The sequence below is a fragment of the Novosphingobium sp. ERW19 genome (genome assembly GCF_012641315.1).
Lineage (GTDB): Bacteria > Pseudomonadota > Alphaproteobacteria > Sphingomonadales > Sphingomonadaceae > Novosphingobium.
This window is the reverse complement of sequence record NZ_JABAIC010000017.1, coordinates 1-16,977: the sequence shown is the minus strand read 5'-3', so window position 1 is coordinate 16,977 and position 16,977 is coordinate 1. Positions and strand designations below refer to the sequence as shown.

General features: G+C 63.1%; 14 protein-coding genes. 5 read left to right on the top strand and 9 right to left on the bottom strand.

Features of this window, described 5'->3' with window-relative positions:
- Positions 1-26: 26 nt before the first annotated feature.
- From HGI46_RS20650 to HGI46_RS20635, 4 genes are read right to left on the bottom strand one after another with little or no spacing between them, the layout of a single operon-like run.
- A complete protein-coding gene (locus HGI46_RS20650) occupies positions 27-1,025 on the bottom strand; it encodes a nucleoside hydrolase (protein WP_168905682.1) in 999 nt (332 codons plus the stop codon).
- A complete protein-coding gene (locus tag HGI46_RS20645) occupies positions 1,025-1,741 on the bottom strand; it encodes an IclR family transcriptional regulator (protein WP_346766787.1) in 717 nt (238 codons plus the stop codon). Before HGI46_RS20645 ends, HGI46_RS20650 begins: the two co-directional genes overlap by 1 nt.
- A gap of 23 nt (positions 1,742-1,764) precedes the next feature.
- A complete protein-coding gene (locus tag HGI46_RS20640) occupies positions 1,765-2,163 on the bottom strand; it encodes a nuclear transport factor 2 family protein (protein ID WP_346766786.1) in 399 nt (132 codons plus the stop codon).
- Between the two features lie 5 nt (positions 2,164-2,168).
- A complete protein-coding gene (locus tag HGI46_RS20635; protein WP_168905680.1) occupies positions 2,169-3,302 on the bottom strand; it encodes a cobalamin-independent methionine synthase II family protein in 1,134 nt (377 codons plus the stop codon).
- A gap of 668 nt (positions 3,303-3,970) precedes the next feature.
- On the opposite strand from HGI46_RS20635, the gene HGI46_RS20630 reads away from it, so the two are divergent.
- A complete protein-coding gene (locus HGI46_RS20630) occupies positions 3,971-4,927 on the top strand; it encodes a hypothetical protein (RefSeq protein ID WP_168905679.1) in 957 nt (318 codons plus the stop codon).
- Between the two features lie 78 nt (positions 4,928-5,005).
- The gene (locus HGI46_RS20625; RefSeq protein ID WP_206065869.1) at positions 5,006-7,702 is read left to right on the top strand and encodes a hypothetical protein; all 2,697 of its coding nucleotides are present in this window, start codon (positions 5,006-5,008) and stop codon (positions 7,700-7,702) included.
- 25 nt (positions 7,703-7,727) lie between these two features.
- On the opposite strand, the gene HGI46_RS20620 is transcribed toward HGI46_RS20625, so the two are convergent.
- On the bottom strand, positions 7,728-8,573 hold the full coding sequence (locus HGI46_RS20620; RefSeq protein ID WP_168905677.1) for a helix-turn-helix domain-containing protein: 846 nt from the start codon (positions 8,571-8,573) through the stop codon (positions 7,728-7,730).
- 113 nt (positions 8,574-8,686) lie between these two features.
- On the opposite strand from HGI46_RS20620, the gene pobA reads away from it, so the two are divergent.
- Both pobA and HGI46_RS20610 read left to right on the top strand, forming a co-directional pair.
- Positions 8,687-9,856, top strand: a complete 1,170-nt coding sequence (gene pobA / locus HGI46_RS20615; RefSeq protein ID WP_168905676.1) for a 4-hydroxybenzoate 3-monooxygenase — start codon at positions 8,687-8,689, stop codon at positions 9,854-9,856.
- A 106-nt stretch (positions 9,857-9,962) separates the two neighbouring features.
- On the top strand, positions 9,963-10,637 hold the full coding sequence (locus HGI46_RS20610) for a response regulator transcription factor (protein ID WP_168905675.1): 675 nt from the start codon (positions 9,963-9,965) through the stop codon (positions 10,635-10,637).
- A 2-nt stretch (positions 10,638-10,639) separates the two neighbouring features.
- Here the strand turns inward: HGI46_RS20610 and HGI46_RS20605 are convergent, their stop codons facing one another.
- The 4 genes from HGI46_RS20605 to HGI46_RS20590 form a co-directional block, all read right to left on the bottom strand.
- Positions 10,640-11,128 (bottom strand): SRPBCC domain-containing protein, encoded by a 489-nt coding sequence (locus HGI46_RS20605; RefSeq protein WP_168905674.1) that lies wholly within the window; start codon positions 11,126-11,128, stop codon positions 10,640-10,642.
- Positions 11,112-11,471 carry a metalloregulator ArsR/SmtB family transcription factor gene (locus HGI46_RS20600; RefSeq protein ID WP_168905673.1) on the bottom strand — a complete coding sequence of 120 codons (360 nt, stop codon included), beginning with the start codon at positions 11,469-11,471 and terminating at the stop codon, positions 11,112-11,114. The genes HGI46_RS20605 and HGI46_RS20600 overlap by 17 nt, the downstream gene beginning before the upstream one ends.
- Positions 11,472-11,567: 96 nt before the next feature.
- Positions 11,568-14,246 (bottom strand): TonB-dependent receptor, encoded by a 2,679-nt coding sequence (locus tag HGI46_RS20595; protein ID WP_168905672.1) that lies wholly within the window; start codon positions 14,244-14,246, stop codon positions 11,568-11,570.
- Between the two features lie 93 nt (positions 14,247-14,339).
- Positions 14,340-15,902 carry a hypothetical protein gene (locus HGI46_RS20590; protein ID WP_168905671.1) on the bottom strand — a complete coding sequence of 521 codons (1,563 nt, stop codon included), beginning with the start codon at positions 15,900-15,902 and terminating at the stop codon, positions 14,340-14,342.
- Positions 15,903-16,189: 287 nt separating this feature from the next.
- Here HGI46_RS20590 and HGI46_RS20585 point away from each other — a divergent pair, with 287 nt between their 5' ends.
- Positions 16,190-16,564: a hypothetical protein gene (locus tag HGI46_RS20585; RefSeq protein ID WP_162896083.1), complete on the top strand. Its 375-nt coding sequence runs from the start codon at positions 16,190-16,192 to the stop codon at positions 16,562-16,564.
- Positions 16,565-16,977 lie beyond the last annotated feature (413 nt).

The following is a 16,977-nucleotide window of genomic DNA, read 5'->3' as shown; positions in this document are numbered from 1 at the left end:
CAATCGGGGCCGGAGCGATCCGGCCCTTACCTTTTGAGCTTGGCCATCATGTCGCCAAAGGTCAGTCGGGTGTCGATGGTCACATAGACGCGGATCGGCCTGCCCTCAGGGTTCGGCTTGAAGGTGCCGTCTGCCTGCACGATCGGAGCAGGGATCATCACATAGTCGCTGGAGGATGGATCAGGCTCGAACGAGGATTGCAGAACAGTCAGCGTCACCAGCGGGCTGTCACCAAGGGCATAGGCCTCGCCCACCTTCAGGCCCATCTTGGCCGCGGCCTCGGACAGGCCCGATATCTGGCCCGCCAACCAGGCACCGGTCCCGCCGCTCTCTTTCATCGCTTCGAGTTCGGCCATCGAGAACAGCATCCGCCGATAGGTATTGCGCGGCACTTGCCATATCGCAACGTCGGAGCGGTTGAAGACCACCTGAGCCGCGGCGACATCGATGGTGATGTTGTACTCGCCCGGCGATCCACCGGGCACGGGCAGGCCAAGGCCGGGATACTCGGGCCCACCAATCCACACCAGCGTCAGCCGCTTGGCGATGCGCGGCTCGAACAGCAAGGCTGAAGCGAGGTCGGTCAAACCAGCGCCGGCGCAATAGAACAGCGGCAAGGGATCGTCCCGCATCGCCTCGGCAATGATCGCATCGGCTGCCGCCGAGCGCGCCGGGACGGACGCAGAGATCATGGCCTTCTCGGAGCCGACGAAGACCGGGACCTTGCCGGTCAGCCCCATGACTTCCAGCAGTTCGCGCGCCCGGTTTGCTCCATCGGTCGCCTGATGGTCGGACTTGGCCCACTTCTCATCAGCGTGGAGATGCGACCCGATGATCGCCCGCACCTCGACCGAAGGCGAGCGCAAGTGATGCGCCAGCTGAAACAGGCCGTCCGGATCTCCTGAAAAATCGTTATCGCAAATCACCCGGAAGCGTCGCTGATCGGCCGCCGCTCGCACAAGGCCGGGGACCACCATGAGACCTGCAGCCGCTGGCAGAGCCCCAAGAAAAGACCTGCGCTTCATCACTTTACCGCTCCTGCCAAGCGCAGCAGCAACTGGCGCACCCGCTCGGCTAATTGTTCATCGAATCGCACCGCCGGGACGGCCACACTGAAAGCCCCCGCAAGCTGCTCGTCGATCCACACCGGAACCGCCATGCCGCAGATCCCGACCGTCGCCTCTTCCTGGGCGAGGCTGAAGCCAGTGGCCATGATCTGGGCAAAGTCTGCACGCAGTTCTGCCTCGGTTGTCCGCGTCTGCGGCGTCAGCTTGGCGCGCTCGGTCTCGGCGAAATAGCGCTCCATCTCGGCAGGTGGCAGCCACGCCGCCATGATCTTGCCGGCCGCCAGCGCATGGAGAGGACGGCGCGTGCCGGGATCGACGGCATAGCGCAGCGCTTGGTCGCTGGCCTCGGTGACCAGCGCCTCCACTTCCCAGCCACGGCGGACCATGAACGAGGAGGTCTCGTTGAGTTCGCTGCGCAAGGCCCGCACCAGCGGGGCCACGCGATCCTCGAGCGTGAGCGCGGCGTCCGGCGCGCGCAATCGCTGCAGCCCCGGCCCCGGCAAATAGCGCCGCCCGTCCCGCGTCAGGTAGCCACGCTCGGTCAAGGTGGCGAGCAGGTAGGACAGGCTGCTGACCGGAATGGCCAGCGCGCCCGCGATCTCCTGCGCCACAGCGCCCTGGCGGTTTGCGACGACGTACTCGATCACGTCGAGCGTGCGCATCGCCGACTTCACTGGGTTCGAGGCGGCAGGGGCGTTCACTTGAACGTCAAGCTCCCGCGCCGCTCGGCAAACCGCCAGCCTTCGGCAGTCCGCACGAAGCGATCGTGGAAGGAGCCGACCAGCGGCGCGCCCTCGCCCGTGAAAAGCAGCATCGCGCTGGTGCCCCGTGCTGTGGCCGGGCCTTCAACGTCAATCACCACGTTCGAGCAGACATGCCGTGTGGTGCGCGGCGGCCTTGCCTTGAACGCCGCAAGGATGGCCTCGCGCCCTTCCACGCCCTGATCAGGCGCAGTCGGACGGTACATGACGCCATCCTCGGCATAAAGCGCTGCCACCTCCTCCCACCGCGCCTCGTCGTTGAGGTTGGCGTAGAGCGCAACGAGGCGGGCACAATCATGCTCCGCGGCGCGGCGGTCTTCAGGAGTCAAGCTCACCTGACTCACAGGCGGCTCGCGGCGATGTCCGCGCCTTCGCGCAGCGACTTGAGCTTGCGCCACGTCACGATCGGATCGAGCTTGCCGTACCCTGCAAAAGTACCAAAGCCGCAGTCGGTGCTGGCAACCACGCGGTCGGCGCCGACGAAGCCGGCAAAGCGCTCGATGCGCTGGGCAATCAGTTCGGGATGTTCGATGTAGTTCGAGCAGGTGTCGATCAACCCCGGCGCAAGGATCTTGTGATCGGGCAGCTTGGCGTCCCGCCACACTGTCCATTCGTGTTCGTGGCGGGGATTGGCGCCTTCGAACAGGATCGTGGCGGGGCGCGCCTTGATCACGATGTCGACCACGCGTTCGAGCGGGATGTCGTGGTCGTGGGGGCCTTCGTAGTTGCCCCAGCAGATGTGCATGCGCATCTTCTCGGGCGGAATGTTGGCCGTTGCCGCGTTCAGCGCCTCGACGTTGGCGGCGGCGACCTTGAGGAAGTCCTCTTCCGACATGTCCTGATAGCCGGTGTGGCGGCTCATCGCGAGGTCGGGGCAATCGAGCTGGAGGTAGAACCCCTCGCTCACGATGGTCTCGTACTCCACGCGCATCGCATCGGCGAGGTCGGCGAGGTAGGCTTCGTGGCTGGGGTAGTGGCGGTTGACCTGGAAGGCGGTGATCAGGCCCGGCGATGCCGCATTCATGAAGGCTTCGGTATCGGGCGCCGCGTGGTTGGCGAGCGCGGCCTTGAAGCGGCGGATGTCGTCATGCAGCGGCTGCAGCGTGACCTTGCGAACCGGGCCGATGCACGAGGCCCGGACGAACTCCTGGCTGCCCATGATCGCCGAGAGCTTCTTGGCCAGGTTCGGCACTTCGGCGAGGTCCGCCGCAGGCTTGCGATCAATGTGGCCGCCGAAGCCGGACAGGCGTTCGATCATGTAAGTCGAATATCCGACCTTGCCGAGCTCGCCATCGGAGACCACGGACACGCCGGCATCGACCTGCATCTTGACTGCGGCGTCGACTGCGGCCGAGACTTTTGCATCGAATTCGGCGGCGTCGTATGCTTCGCCCTTGTCTCGGGCGAGCAGCAGGGGCGTCAATTCATCGCCGCGCGGGAGGCTGCCGACGTGGGTTGTCTTGATCTTGGCCATTTCAGTTGCCTCTTCCGCAGTTCATATCCATGAAAAATTCATAGCGCAGTTCGCGGTCGAAACAAGCGGATTTGCGGGGTTTTCGCCAGAGCGCGGCTGCCTTGGGGTTTACGGGTTACACAGTTCAAAGAGAAAACATTCAGCCCCACCGATTTCGCCATTTCGACGGCCCGCTTGCGTCCGTCGAGCCGCAAGACGAGGCCACGGCGGTGGCAGCGACGCAGTAGCTCCGAAAGGGGCGAATCCGAATTTGTGCATGACCGGAGTTTGCCGCAGCACTGACGCTGTAGGAAAGTTGTTTTGGAGCGCTGTTTGCGATGGCTGACGGTCCAAGGGTGAAAACGCGTTTCCAGAAATCCGGAAACGTCGTTTCATGAAGTGAAATTTGCGATGACGGTGATGGTCGAAAAATCTCTCGAAGAAACAGCAAATCACTTATCCAAAGAAGTAAAGGATTTTGAACTTTAGATAATCTCACATGCTTTAATGACTATTTGAAAGACAGTCCCGCTTTGGATCATTAACACTTTATGACTCCTAACCATACCATTAATTACGTATTAAGCCTTTATAACTCGATAAACCGGCGAGTCGCGCTCAAGCACTCAAGGTTAACGCCCGACCATGGGGTCCGGGACTTCGAGCGCAACTGCTGGGGGAGTTCCCAAATGAAGACTGTAAAGATCCTGACGATCGGCGCTCTGTGTGCCTCTTCGCTGAGCCCGCTGGCAATCACGCCGGCCTTGGCGATCACGCTTTCAGGCGACACGACTACTGCAATGGCAGGCGTGTGCGACGCTGACCTTGCTGCCAAGCTGACTGCGCCGCTGCATGACGGCCGTCCTTCGCTGACCGTGGAAGTCGTCGAAACCGGTCAGATCGATGCTGATCCGGTCGAAAGCAACCGCGTGGAAACGCCGGGCACCCGCTTTGGCACCGGCACGCCGACCTATTCAGGCTTCACCATTGAAGGAAGGCCCTTCCGCACCGGGGGCAGCGTGAACCTGTTCGGTGACAAGGTTGCCAAGAACAAGAACTGGCCCGCGAGCGAATACGACTTCACCGCCGATTATTCCACCACCACCACGGTGAGCTACAACTGCGAATACACGCGCTACAGCGAAACTTACATTCCCGCGGTCGAAGGTACGCCGGTTCAGGGCTATTATATCCGCGATCCCGAAGCGAACGGTAACATCGAAGCCACAGAACGTGCGTGCGCCGAGTTTACCGACAAGGGCCCGACGTGGAGCCAATGGGGCGAAAATCAGTCAAAATGCCTGTTCATCACGACCGCCGATGCTGTTGAACCGGTTGAAGAACAGTGGATCGACAATGCGCCGGAGGCCGCACCCGAGCTGACTTCGAACCAGACGATCGACGAAACCAACACCGTCTATGGCGTTGCCGGGCATGAAGCTGCTGCTGGCCCGTGGACAGAAGTCGGCAACTGGCTGGCCGAAAAGGTCGTCGTCTGCATTTCGCCCAAGAGGCTGCCGGGCACCTGGACTGCTCAGAACGGCTATGTCGGCACCAACTGCAACACGACCTACTTCAATACGGCTCCGTGGGGCGGCGGTTCGCAGACCTCGAACGGGACCTATATCTCGGTTCCGGGCGCCTGAGCGATCTGACCTCGGGTCTGGGTGTCTATGGCTCCATCGGCAATGGCCGGTGGAGCCTTGCGCCTTTTCACGACGCTGATGACAGCCCCTCGACACCCTTGTTTCCCCGCCAATGGGCAGAGCTCTGACAAGAGCGGACGGACCGTCTGGTCTGCGCCGCGCTTGCAGTGCCTCGGCACGCTGAGGCCGGGCCTTGCGATACCTGCACTGGTGCTGTCCTGCCTGTCGGTCGCGGCCCATGCGGCCAGCGGTACCGCCGATGGCAGTGGTGAAGCAGGCTCGGGCAGTGGTGACGGCGCGCCGCAAAGCGAATCGGCGCAAACGCGGCCGTCCGGGCTGGAACTGCCGGTTCCACTGTTTGACCGGCAGATCGTGGTCGTGGGCGATCGCGCCATCGTATCGCAACTGTCCGACGTCGCGCCTGAGCAAGATTACGAGGAAGACCGCATCGCATCCTACGGTGCCAGCACGGTTGGCGAACTGGTCAATCAGATCCAGGATGAGAACGGCGACGATCAGCCGGCAGTGCTGGTAAACGGCCAGCCGGTCAGCGACATCGGTGACATATCCGACTACCCCGTAGAAGCCGTGCGCAAGATCGAAACGCTACCACGTGGGTCAGCCGCGCGCGTCGGTGGTGGATCCACGCAGCGCGTCTACAACATCGTGCTGAAGCCTGCGGTCAAGACGCTCACCGTGACCGGCAGCCGCGAAGTCGCCACCGAGGGGGACTGGGGCCTGAGCCGGGGTGAGGCGCAACTGACCTTCATCCGCAAGCGTGACCGCATCAACCTTTCGGTCAAGGCTTCGCAATCGGACAACCTCTTCGAAACCGACCGCAATCTGGTGCGGCCGGACTCGATCATACCGTTTGCTCCGCTGGGCAATGTGATCTCTTTCCGGGGCACAGAGATCGACCCGGCGCTTTCGGCGCTTGCCGGGAGCCTGGTAAGCACGATCGCGCTGCCCCAGAATGCCGGGACGCCGACGCTGCCCAGTCTGGTGCCTTTCGCCAACAAGGTGAACGACAGCCGGATCGGCGACTTTCGCACGCTGCGCGGCGCGTCGCAGCCGCTCGAAGCCAGCCTTTCAGGCAACAAGACGCTGGCCCCATGGCTTTCGCTTTCGTTCAACGGGCGGATCGGCCGCACGACGGCTTCGAGCCTCAACGGCTTGCCGACAGCGCGGTTTCTCCTGGCGGCGGATCATCCGGCAAGTCTGTTCACGACACCGGTGGTGCTGGCATTGAGCGACGCCTCGCGGCCCTTGCGCTACGATACGCGCAGCGACGCAAGGAGCCTGACGGCATCCCTGATCGCGACGCGGGGGCCGTGGCAAGGCACGTTGCTGGGCCGCTACGAACAACGCGAGCGCGCCTCGGGCAGCATCCTTAATGGCACAGTAGCCGGAGGGCTGATCGCCATTGATCCGACGATCAATCCCTTTGCCGACGGGCTGGCCGCGCTCATTCCGCTTTCCGTGCGCACCACGCGCAACAAGACCACTGCGCGCGAGGTACGGCTCGATGTTCAGGGACCGTTGTTCGGGCTGCCTGCAGGCACGGTGCAAGTGCGCGGGGGCGGCGCGCTGGGCGGTGGCACGCTGGATGCGACGGACCAGCAGGGCCGCGATTCGAGGATCGAGCGCAACGACTGGACACTGCGCGCAGGCGTTACCGTGCCGCTGACGAGCAAGGCGGGAAATTTTCTCGACGCGCTGGGCGACATAGATGTTTCAGCAGACGTCTCGCGACAGAGGCTGGGGCAGTTCGGGCGGATCAACGAGCATGCGTTTGCACTCAACTGGCGGCCGCTGGCATGGCTGCGTTTCAACCTGACCGACAACCGTGACGGGCGGGCCATTCCGCTGGAACTTGTCGCCGCGCCGAGCACGATTGCCGAGAACGTGCCCTACTTCGATCCGGTGCGTGGCGAGACGGTGCCCGTGACGACGATCTACGGCGGCGGCGGCGGCCTGAGGAGCGAGACGCAACGCTTGCGCACGCTGTCGGTGTCCGCATCGCCATGGTCCCGCTACAAACTGCAGGTCAACGCGGACTATTCGATTTCGGACACGCGCAACCAGTTCGGTGCCCTGCCCTTGCCGACGCAGGCCGTGGTGGCGGCGTTCCCCGACCGCTTCGTGCGCGATGCAAGCGGGCGGTTGACGCTGGTGGACAATCGCACGGTGAACTTTGACCGGCTGCGCTCGCGGCAATTGCGACTGGGCACGAGCTTTGCGGTGCCTCTGGAGCCGATGCCGCTCGATGCGAATGGCAAGGCCAGGGCTTATGGGCCGAGGATGACGATGCAGGTCAATGCGGCGCATACCATCGTGCTGGAGAGCACTTCGGTGATCCGAGCAGCTCTGGGGCAAGTGAACCTGCTGTCGGGTGGCGCAATCGGCATCGGCGGCGGTCAGCAGCGGCACCTGACGACCGCCAATGTCTCGGTGATGCGGGGGCCAAGCGGGTTCCGGCTTTCAGCCAGCAGGCGTGGGCAGAGCCAGCTGCTCTATGGCTCGCAAGCCGCGCCGAACCGGTTGACGTTCCAGCCGATCAGCACGTTCGACCTGCGCGCGATTGCCGACATGGGCTCGCTCGTGCCCAAGTCTCCGTTCTGGAAGGGCGCGCGCATTTCGCTCGTCGTCGACAACATCGGTAATGCCCGCCAGCGGGTGACTGCAGCGAATGGGGATCTGCCACTGGGCTTTCAGCCCGCCTATCGCGATCCGATCGGGCGCACCGTGGCGCTCGAACTGCGCAAGGTATTCTAGGCGGCGTGGACAAATTCCACAACGCCTAGGCCGCCTTGTCCTGTGAAGGTCGCCTGCCGGTAACCCGTTGGTAGAAGCGGGAGAAATAACTGGGGTCTTCGAAGCCGAGTTCGGCGGCGACTTGTGCCGCCGTGGCATTGGTGTAGCGCAGCAAGCGATGGGCTTCGAGGGCGAGGCGGCGGTGGATCAAGTCCATCGGACTGCAGCCGAGGCGCGCTGCGGTGAGACGCGACAGCGTGCGGCGGGTAAGGCCGAGCGCGCCGGCATAGAAATCGAGATCGCGGTGCTGGCGGTAATGCAGTTCGACAAGCTGGCGAAAGCGATCGAGCCGCCGGTCGGCACGCTCCTGCGGATCGGAAGCGTCCTCCTCGCGGGCGATTGTGCGGATGAGGCTTTCAGCCAGCGCCATGAACAATGGATCGCGCTGCTGCCATTCCTGTTGAAGGCCGAGCATTTCACGCGCGAGCCAGACGGCGCGGCGGGCAGCTTCGGGGCCAAGCGGCGCAGAACCGCCGCGTGCCAGAGCGCCGAGCAACGGATCGGCCGGGCCAGCTGCCCTTGTGGAAAAGTCAGTGGACAAGGTGAGGACAAATCCGCGGGTGCCCTGGCGGAAGCGGAAGCCATGGACGGCGGCGGCGGGCACGATCACGCGCGCCGGACCTTCGAGCCCGACGGTGATGGTATCGAGGGTCACTGCAGCGTGTCCCTCTTCTACCAGAAGAACCTGAACGAAATGATCGTGGCGGTGAATGCCGATTTCCCAATCGTGCAGGGCACTCCGCTCCGCGATGGTCTCGATATGGGCGAAACCGCCGGTGTTCTGCGCCGTGCCTTCACCATAGAGGGCATATCTTGGTATCGCCTCGGTCATGTCCCGAAAGTGCTAGCAGTTTGTCCTGCGGCTGCATTCACCCGCAACCGCGCTTCTGTCAAATTCTCCAGCATTGACCCCGCATCCCAGTGCGGGCGCGTGGGAGAACTGTCATGAAGACTCAGGTCGCCATCATCGGCGCAGGCCCGGCCGGCCTGCTGCTCGGACACCTGCTGAAGGCTGAGGGCGTTGACTGCGTCGTGGTCGAGCGGCAGCAGCCGGACTATATCCTTGGCCGCATCCGTGCAGGTGTGCTGGAGCAGATCACCGTCGGGCTGATGGAACGGCTCGGCCTCGATGCTCGCCTCAAGGCCGAGGGACTGGTGGAAGAAGGCTTCAATCTCGCCGATGGCGAACGCCTGATCCGCATTGATGTCGCCAATCTCACCGGCAAGACTGTGGTGGTCTATGGCCAGACCGAGATCACCCGCGACCTGATGGACGCCGCGCCCGAGCGTGGGCTGCAGGTGATCTATGGCGCCAGCGATGTGGCTCTCCATGCCATCGAGAGCGACGCCCCTTACGTCACCTATTCGCTTGAGGGCAGCGAACAGCGCATTGATGCGCGGTTCATCGTCGGTTGCGACGGGTTCCATGGCCCCAGCCGGAAGGCCATCCCGGCGAGCGTGGCGCGCGAATTCGAGCGGGTCTATCCGTTCGGCTGGCTTGGCATCCTTGCCGACGTGCCGCCGTGCAACCATGAACTGATCTATGCAAATCACGAGCGCGGCTTCGCCCTCGCCTCGATGCGCAGCCACACGCGCAGCCGCTACTATGTCGATGTGCCGCTGACCGAGAAGGTCGAGGACTGGTCGGACGAGCGCATCTGGGACGAGCTGGCGGTGCGCCTCGGGCCGGAGGCTGCGGCGAACATGACGCGCGGGCCTTCCATCGAAAAGTCGATCGCGCCGCTGCGCTCCTACGTTTTCGAACCGATGCGCCACGGCAGCCTGCTGCTGTGCGGCGATGCGGCGCACATTGTCCCTCCGACCGGTGCCAAGGGCCTGAACCTTGCCGCAAGCGACGTCCATTACGCCGCCGAAGCCCTGAGCAGCTTCTTCAAGCGGGGCGATAACGACGCGATCGAAGGGTACTCTGCCAAGGCGCTGGCCCGGGTGTGGAAATCCGAGCGCTTCTCGTGGTCGCTGACCAAGCTGATGCACCGCTTCCCCGAGGACGGCCCGTTCGAGCGCGCAATGCAGGTGGCCGAGCTGGACTATATCGCTTCCAGCAAGGCCGCACAGACGAGCATCGCCGAGAACTACGTCGGTCTGCCGGTGTAACAGCTGCCAGGGCCTGCCCCAAAGGTCGGCCGGCGCAGTGTAACATCGTCATTTCACCGTCACAAAGTCGATACAGAAAGCTCCTGGAAACAGGGGCTTTCTTTTCATGCGGCACATCGACATCCTGCTGACAGGCAACCTATCCGGAGGACGCGAACCCTTCGTGCATTCCGATCTGCGCGTGGTGTTTCACCGCTGGAAATCGGAGGCCCCCCTGCCCCTCATGGAAGGGCGGCCATGGGCGTTCATAGACTGGGTGCTTGACGAGATGTCCGGGCTGGAACTGTGCCGCCGCCTGCGCTGCGGCGACAGCCTGGGGCAGGAAGCGCATATCACGATGATCCTCGAGGAAGATGATGCCGAGGCCAAGCGCCGCGCCCTGCGCGCGGGGGCTGACGACTATATCGTCGGACCGGTGGACCGGGGTGCGATCCTCGACCGGGTGCTGTCGATCCAGCTTCCGGAGCATGAAGCGCCGGCGCGGGTGTTGCGGCTGGGTGACCTGGCGCTGGACCTTGCCGCGCTGCAGGCCCGCTGGCGCGAAAAGCCGCTGTTGCTCATGCCCAACGAGATGCGTCTGCTGCGCTACCTGATGGAAAAGCCCGGCCACGTGTTCAGCCGTACGCAGCTGATTGCGGCATTGGGCAAGCACGACCAGCCGATCGACGAGCGGACCGTCGATGCCTGGATCAGCCGCCTGCGCCGCGCCCTGCGTGACGTCGGCGCAGGCTCGCCGCTGCGCACGGTGCGCTCAATGGGGTATGTGCTCGACCGGCCTTGAGGTCAGGCCTGCAGGAATTCCTCCAGCTGGCGCAGGCTCTCGGCGGTGCCGTCGCATGCACCTGAGGCAAGCTCGTGTTCGAGCGCTTCGGCATTCGGGAACAGGTTGGAGATGGTGACTTCGGTGCCGCCGTCGTGCGCGACAAAGCTGACGGTGGTCACCGCCCCTTCCGGGCTCTCCTCATTCGTCCAGACAATCCGCTGGTCCTGCTCGACTTCGAGATAGGTGCCGAAGAACGCCATCGGCTGGTCCATGGAAGCGTGGCCGATCTCGAGGCGATAGGTGCCGCCCACGCGCACGTCCATCTCGCACGAAATCAGCGTCATGCCGTAGGATCGCGGCACCCACCATTGCCGAAACAGCGCGGGATCGGCCCAAGCGCGGTAGACCAGATGCACTGGCGCGCTGAAGTTCCGAACCACGACAAGTTCGAGGTCGGACGGGCGCTCCACCCGCGTGTGCGGGTCGGCGCTTTCAAGCTTGTCGGTCATCGTCGATCTCTCCTTGCATCATGCCTTCCAGAACATTGTCCAGTGCGTTGAACCGGGCGTCCCATAACTGGCGATAACGCTCGATCCAGGCGGCTTCCTCGTCCAGGCGCATTGGCCCCAGCCGGCACTTGCGCACGCGACCGATCTTTTCGGTGGCCACGAACCCCGCGGCTTCCAGCACGCTGACATGCTTCTTCATGCCGGTGAGCGTCATGCCGAAGCGTTCGGCCAGGTCGCTGATCGAAGCGTCTGCCTGCCCGAGATGCAGGACGATCCCACGCCGGGTGGCATCGGAAAGCGCCGCGAATGTGGCATCGATATCGGACACACAATGCTGAACCATGTAGTTCAGTATTTCACGATCTGGCCGATACGGCAATAAAAAAGAGGCGGCCCGCTTCGGAGCCGCCTCTCGAGGTGGATTGACTGGTGAAAGGCGTCAGAACGTCATCGATGCCGACAGGGCGAAGGTGCGCCCCACGTCGTACGAGTTGACTTCGACGCGGTTGGCGCCGGACTGCTGATATTCGTAGTTGCGGCGACCGGTGATGTTGCGTGCTTCGAACTTGAGTTCGAGATCGTTCTTGAACAGCTTGAAGCCCTGGCGCGCGACGAAGTCGATGCGCAGGCCCGGGTCCTGGATGACATCGGGCTGGCCGGTGTTGAGCAGACCGCGGCTGAAGACGCGCTTGCTGGCGTAGCTGAGCAGGATGGTCTGCTGCGACAGCTTGTCGGTGTCTTCAAGGCCGAGCTGAACGTTGGCAATGTGCTCGCTTTGCCCGGTCAGGGGTGCGCCATCGCGGAAGTAGTCCAGCGCACGGGTCGATGCGGCGAGGTAGTAGGAAGTCTGGTCGCCTTCCTTCACCTTCAGCTTAGACTTGGTGTAGGTGTAGTTGGCGATCACGGCAAAGCGGCGTGACTCCCACATCCCGCCCCAGTCGGCGAGGTCAAAGTACTTCTGCAGCTCGATTTCCGCGCCGTAGAGATCGGCCTTGGGCGCGTTGGCGAAGCTGGTGATGAAGTTGTCGCTTTCGAGGCTGACGAAGCTTTCGATCGGCTTGTCGATGCGCTTCCAGAAACCGGCGATCGAGAAACGCTGATCCCGCGCATAGTACCACTCGTAGCGGGCCTCGGCGTTGGTCAGCGTGCTGTCCTGCAGGTTGGGGTTGCCGCGATAGGTGCGGTTGGTGTCGGGATCGAAGTAGAACTGGTAAATCAGCTCGCGGAACTGCGGGCGGGCGATCGTCTTCGACGCGTTGGCGCGCAACTGCATGTCATCGCGGAACGACCAGGTCAGCGTGGCCGCCGGCAGCCAATAGTCGTTGTTCAGGCTGGTCGGCGCCGTGATAGCCGTGACATCCTTGAACACCGGAATCGCCGATACGGCCATCTTCGCCGTTTCGTAGCGGACGCCTGCATCGAGTTGCAGGGTATCGGTCAGTTGCGCATCGATCTTTGCGTAAGCCCCGTGGTTTTTCAAGGTGGCGAGGAAGGCGGGATTGCCTTCGTTCGTATCGACGAGACCGATGTTGAATGCCTTGATGACGGCATTGCTGAGAAGGTAGTCGGGGCGGAACAGGTTCACGCCATCGGGCAGATCGACCGCACGCCACTGGAAGTCGCGGCGCGAGCTGGTGCGGCGGGTATCGGTATAGGCGTAGCCGACCGTCGCGGTGATCGCGGGCGAAACCTTGTAGGACACGTCGATCCCGCCCGACCACAGGTCTTCGTTGAGATCGGAGAAGCTGACATTGGCGCGGCCGGCGTTGCCATCGAGATTGTTGACGAAAAATTGGCCAAGCGGGTCCGAGGCGACATTGGTGCGCACATACTCGAAGCCGAGTTCGTAAGGCGCTTCACGCTGCGAATTGGCATAGCCGCCGCGCAGGTCAACGCTGAGGCCGTCGAGCGGCTTCAATTCGGCGACGATCTGGCTGTCGATCAGCTGGCGCTCGTACCAGGCGGTTTCCTGCTGCTGCCAGTCTGCCGAGGTCTGGTTGCGCTGGCCCAGGCTGATGCGCGTGTGCTTTAGCGTGTCGCGGATGTAGAGGTTGGTCCAGCGGATCTTGTTGCGCCCGAATTCCAGCCCCAGCCCCAGCATGCCGTTCACGACGATGCGGTTGTCGGTGGTGACGCGGCGGAAATCGGACTGCAGATCAGCGAGATCGGATTCGACCGATGTCTGGCTCAGAACGTCACGGGTCAGCCACTTGTTGTTGTACCCGGCGGTGGCGATGACGCCGAGTGTCGCGCCGCCAAGCTCGAACGACTTGCCCGCCGAAAGCGAGAGCGAGCCGTTACCGGGCATGTTGGGGATGCGCTGGGTGAGGCCATTGCGGGTGTTGACGATGCCCTGCCCCACGGCAACGGCATCGACATTGCCCGAGGAGAGGCGCTCGCCGCTGGCGAAGAAGCTCTGCAGGGCCTTGGTGTAATCACGCTGGCCGTTGTCGAACCCGGTCCAGTCGGTGCTCGAGCCATAGTAGGTATAGCCAAGCTGGTTGGTCGTCTCCGTATCCCAGGCGCCGCCGATGCCGACATTGACGAACGCTTCCTGCGGGACCGACTTGGTGGTGAGATTCACCACGCCGCCGCCGAATTCGCCAGGATAGTTGACCGAGTAGGACTTCTGCACCAGCGACGAGGCGATGATGCTCGAGGGAAACAGGTCGAGCGGGACGACGCGCTTGAGCGGTTCGGGGCTCGGCAAGGGAGAACCGTTGAGCAGCGCGAGCGAGTAGCGATCGCCGAGGCCTCGCACATAGACATAGCCATTGCCGACGACGCTGAGGCCGGTCACGCGGCCGAGTGCACCGGCAATGTTGCCTTCGCCGGTCCGCGCGATTTCGGCAGTGCCGAGAACCGAAACGACTTGCGGAGCGGCGCGTTGCAGGTTGCGATCGCGCTGTCCGGTCACGACGATCTCGCCACCGGGAATGGAGACTTCAGGCGCGGCCTCCTGCGGCTGCTCTTCGGCCTGCGGATCCGCCGCGGCCTGATCGGCGGAAGCTTCCGGAGCCGGAGACGGCGCCGGCGCGGCCTCTTGCGCATGGACAAGCGCCGGCGTGAGCAGCGCGGTGGACAGCAGCAGCAGGTGTGCGAGCCGCGAGGTATTCATCTGTCGTCCCCCCTGGGGAAAAGGAAAGTTCCGTGGTGCGGGAAAGGGGGCAGCCGTTGCCGGCCACCCCCCGGATTTCCCGAAAGGCGCCGATCAGGTGATCGGCAGCAGCGTGCAGGACTGGCTGGTGGTGCCGAAGTTTGCCGCAGCGCTGTTGCAGGTCCAGCCGGCGTACCAGGTGTCCGAGCTGTCACGGACCGCGCCGATGTAGGCCGCCGTCGAGAAGAACGAGGACAGCGTGGTCACGTTGAACGCGGTGACGGCGGTTTCGTTGGCACCGTTGATGTACAGGCTTGCCAGCGTGGGCGTGAACCCGGCGTTGTTGTTGTTCGAGCCCGAGCCGAAGAAGCCCGCAACCTGCGCAGCGGTGTAGGCGCCCGTGCCGATGAAGCGGTCATCGCCAGTGCCTGCGCAGGACATGACCACCGAACGCGCAGTCAGGGTCGAGGAGGCCGTGCCGCCCGAGCCGTTCATGCGGATGCACTGGTTGGCCGGAGCGACGACGACGCCGTTGTAGAGGCTGATGTCGGAATTGCCGCGGAAGAACAGCGCCGCCTGGCCATTGGCTTCGTTGTTGCTGCTGGTGGCAGGCTGGATCGCCGTGAAGTTGGCAATGCGCGAAACCTGACGCGGCGTCTGGCTTTCGTTGCCGTTGCTGTCGAGCTCCATCAGCGTGTCACCCGCGCCCGAACGCTGGATCAGCAACAGGTACTGCAGGTTCGCTTGGACGCCGGTGTCCATGTCGAGGCTGTCGTCATCGGCACCGACAGAGATGTAGTGCTTCATGTTCACGGTGCCGCCGAAGAACTCGGCCCCGTCATCCGAGCTGTTGTAGCTCTGGATGTAGTCCAGTTCCGTGCCCGAACCGACACCTTCGAGCGTGAGGGCCTGCAGTTCCGAGTTCGAACCAAGCACGTAACCCGAATAACGGATCTGGACGTACTTCATGGAACCGCTGCTGTCGGCGCTGTTGGTGCCACCGAACAGGGCGGGGTCGGCCGAACCTTCGGTCTGGCGTTCGCAGGTGCTGGCAGTAGATCCGCTGGCGACCGAACCGGTGGTGCAGTCAGTGATCGGCGCACGGCCCATCAGCACGACGCCGCCCCACTGCCCCTGCGAAGTTTCGGTGTTGAGGCCGAGCACGTTGTCGCGGCTGGTGAAGATGATCGGTGCGGTTGCCGAGCCGACCGCATTGATCTTGTTGCCGCGGTTGACGGCGAGCCAGGACGTGCCGGTGTTGCCGAACAGGATCACGCCCGGCTGGATCGTCAGCGTAACGCCCGTGCTGGTGCTGCTGAAGCCGGCATCGGTGCCGACATCGACGCGACCGTTGATAGAATAGAGCAGCCCGGCGATCTTGGGCAGCGTGGTCGAACGGGTGATGCGGGCAGGCAGCGTGCACACGCGCCACGAGCCCTGCGCCGAAGTGACCGTACCGGCATCGGTGAGCCCGGTGGGGTCTTCGATGGTCGGGCAACCAGCCGCGGCGGTGACGGTCGGAGTCGGGGTTGGCGTGGGGGTCGGCGCCGGCGTTGGCGTGGGCTGGTTGATGACAACATTGCCGCCGGTGCCAGGCGAGGCGATGTCGGTCGGGCCGCAGCCAGCGAGCGCCAATCCGCTGCAGCCAATGAGCATAAGGCCGTGGAACTTCTTCACTTGGTATCCCCCATGGATAACAGCGGGAGCGATTCCCGCCGGGTCGAGGGGTGATCTAGGCCTGCAAAGTGACAGCCACTTTGCGGTTTCCTGACAGAAATAAGTCAGAATATCTGACGGTTATTTGACATTTGTGACGACAGCACGGAAATCTGCCGGATAGAAAATTGCAGTTTTGTGACAATGTTTCACTTTGATTGCAGTCGCCGCCATCGGATGCATAATCAGACTCAACAAGCCGAAGCGCTGACCGAATGCGCAAGGCCGACAAGCAAAGGAGAGTCTCGATGTCCGCAACTCTGTTTCTCGCAGCCGCACTGATGGCACAGGCTCCCGCCACGTTGACAGTGCCGGCGCCTGCTATCGAGAGCGGTGATGTCGGCTATCATGAAATCATGGCTGGCCGTCCCCGCGCGGCGATTGCCAAGATCGAGAACAGCGATCTTGTGCAGAAGCAGGATCCCTTGGCTCTGATCAACCTGGGAACGGCCTACAAGCTGGTGGGGGAGAAGCAGAAGGCGGCCGAGTTCTACCGCGACGCAGCATCGAGCGACGAGCGCTATGACGTGCAGCTGTCCGATGGGCGCTGGGTCGATTCCCGCCGTGCCGCCTCACTTGCGATGCGCGGGCTGGAAACCAACGAGGTTCTTGCACTGCGCTGATCGCTGTTCGGATTCTTGCATGTGCGAAAAGTGAAAAACGATCTCGAAAATTAACTTTCGTTGAATTTTCAGAACGGAGATTCTTTGCTTCACTCTGGAAGTAACTCTGGGGTGGGTTTCATGGTCTCGTTGAAATGCTTGCTGGGCTATCATCGCCCGGTACGATCAGAAGTGTCGTTTGAATTTGATGGCTACGTCGGCAAGTGTGAGCGCTGCGAGGAGAGCATCAAGCGCTTGCGCAAGGGGCGCTGGGTCAGAAGGCGACGTTCCCGTCGTTGACCACGGCGACCGGCTGAAGATAGCGACAGGCGGGCACTAGGCGGCGTGGACAAATTCCACAGCGCCACGGCTGGAGGCAAAAACCGCCAGTTCAAGGAGGCGAGGAAGCGCAATATCGGGAATATTGTGCGACG

Bases quoted from the DNA above. Each gene is read 5' to 3' on its own strand.
- HGI46_RS20585 (WP_162896083.1), top strand. From the start codon at position 16,190: ATGTCCGCAACTCTGTTTCTCGCAGCCGCACTGATGGCACAGGCTCCC.
- HGI46_RS20600 (WP_168905673.1), bottom strand. From the start codon at position 11,471: ATGGTTCAGCATTGTGTGTCCGATATCGATGCCACATTCGCGGCGCTT.
- HGI46_RS20635 (WP_168905680.1), bottom strand. From the start codon at position 3,302: ATGGCCAAGATCAAGACAACCCACGTCGGCAGCCTCCCGCGCGGCGAT.
- pobA (WP_168905676.1), top strand. From the start codon at position 8,687: ATGAAGACTCAGGTCGCCATCATCGGCGCAGGCCCGGCCGGCCTGCTG.
- HGI46_RS20595 (WP_168905672.1), bottom strand. From the start codon at position 14,246: ATGAATACCTCGCGGCTCGCACACCTGCTGCTGCTGTCCACCGCGCTG.
- HGI46_RS20620 (WP_168905677.1), bottom strand. From the start codon at position 8,573: ATGACCGAGGCGATACCAAGATATGCCCTCTATGGTGAAGGCACGGCG.
- HGI46_RS20605 (WP_168905674.1), bottom strand. From the start codon at position 11,128: ATGACCGACAAGCTTGAAAGCGCCGACCCGCACACGCGGGTGGAGCGC.
- HGI46_RS20630 (WP_168905679.1), top strand. From the start codon at position 3,971: ATGAAGACTGTAAAGATCCTGACGATCGGCGCTCTGTGTGCCTCTTCG.
- HGI46_RS20650 (WP_168905682.1), bottom strand. From the start codon at position 1,025: ATGAAGCGCAGGTCTTTTCTTGGGGCTCTGCCAGCGGCTGCAGGTCTC.
- HGI46_RS20610 (WP_168905675.1), top strand. From the start codon at position 9,963: ATGCGGCACATCGACATCCTGCTGACAGGCAACCTATCCGGAGGACGC.
- HGI46_RS20625 (WP_206065869.1), top strand. From the start codon at position 5,006: ATGACAGCCCCTCGACACCCTTGTTTCCCCGCCAATGGGCAGAGCTCT.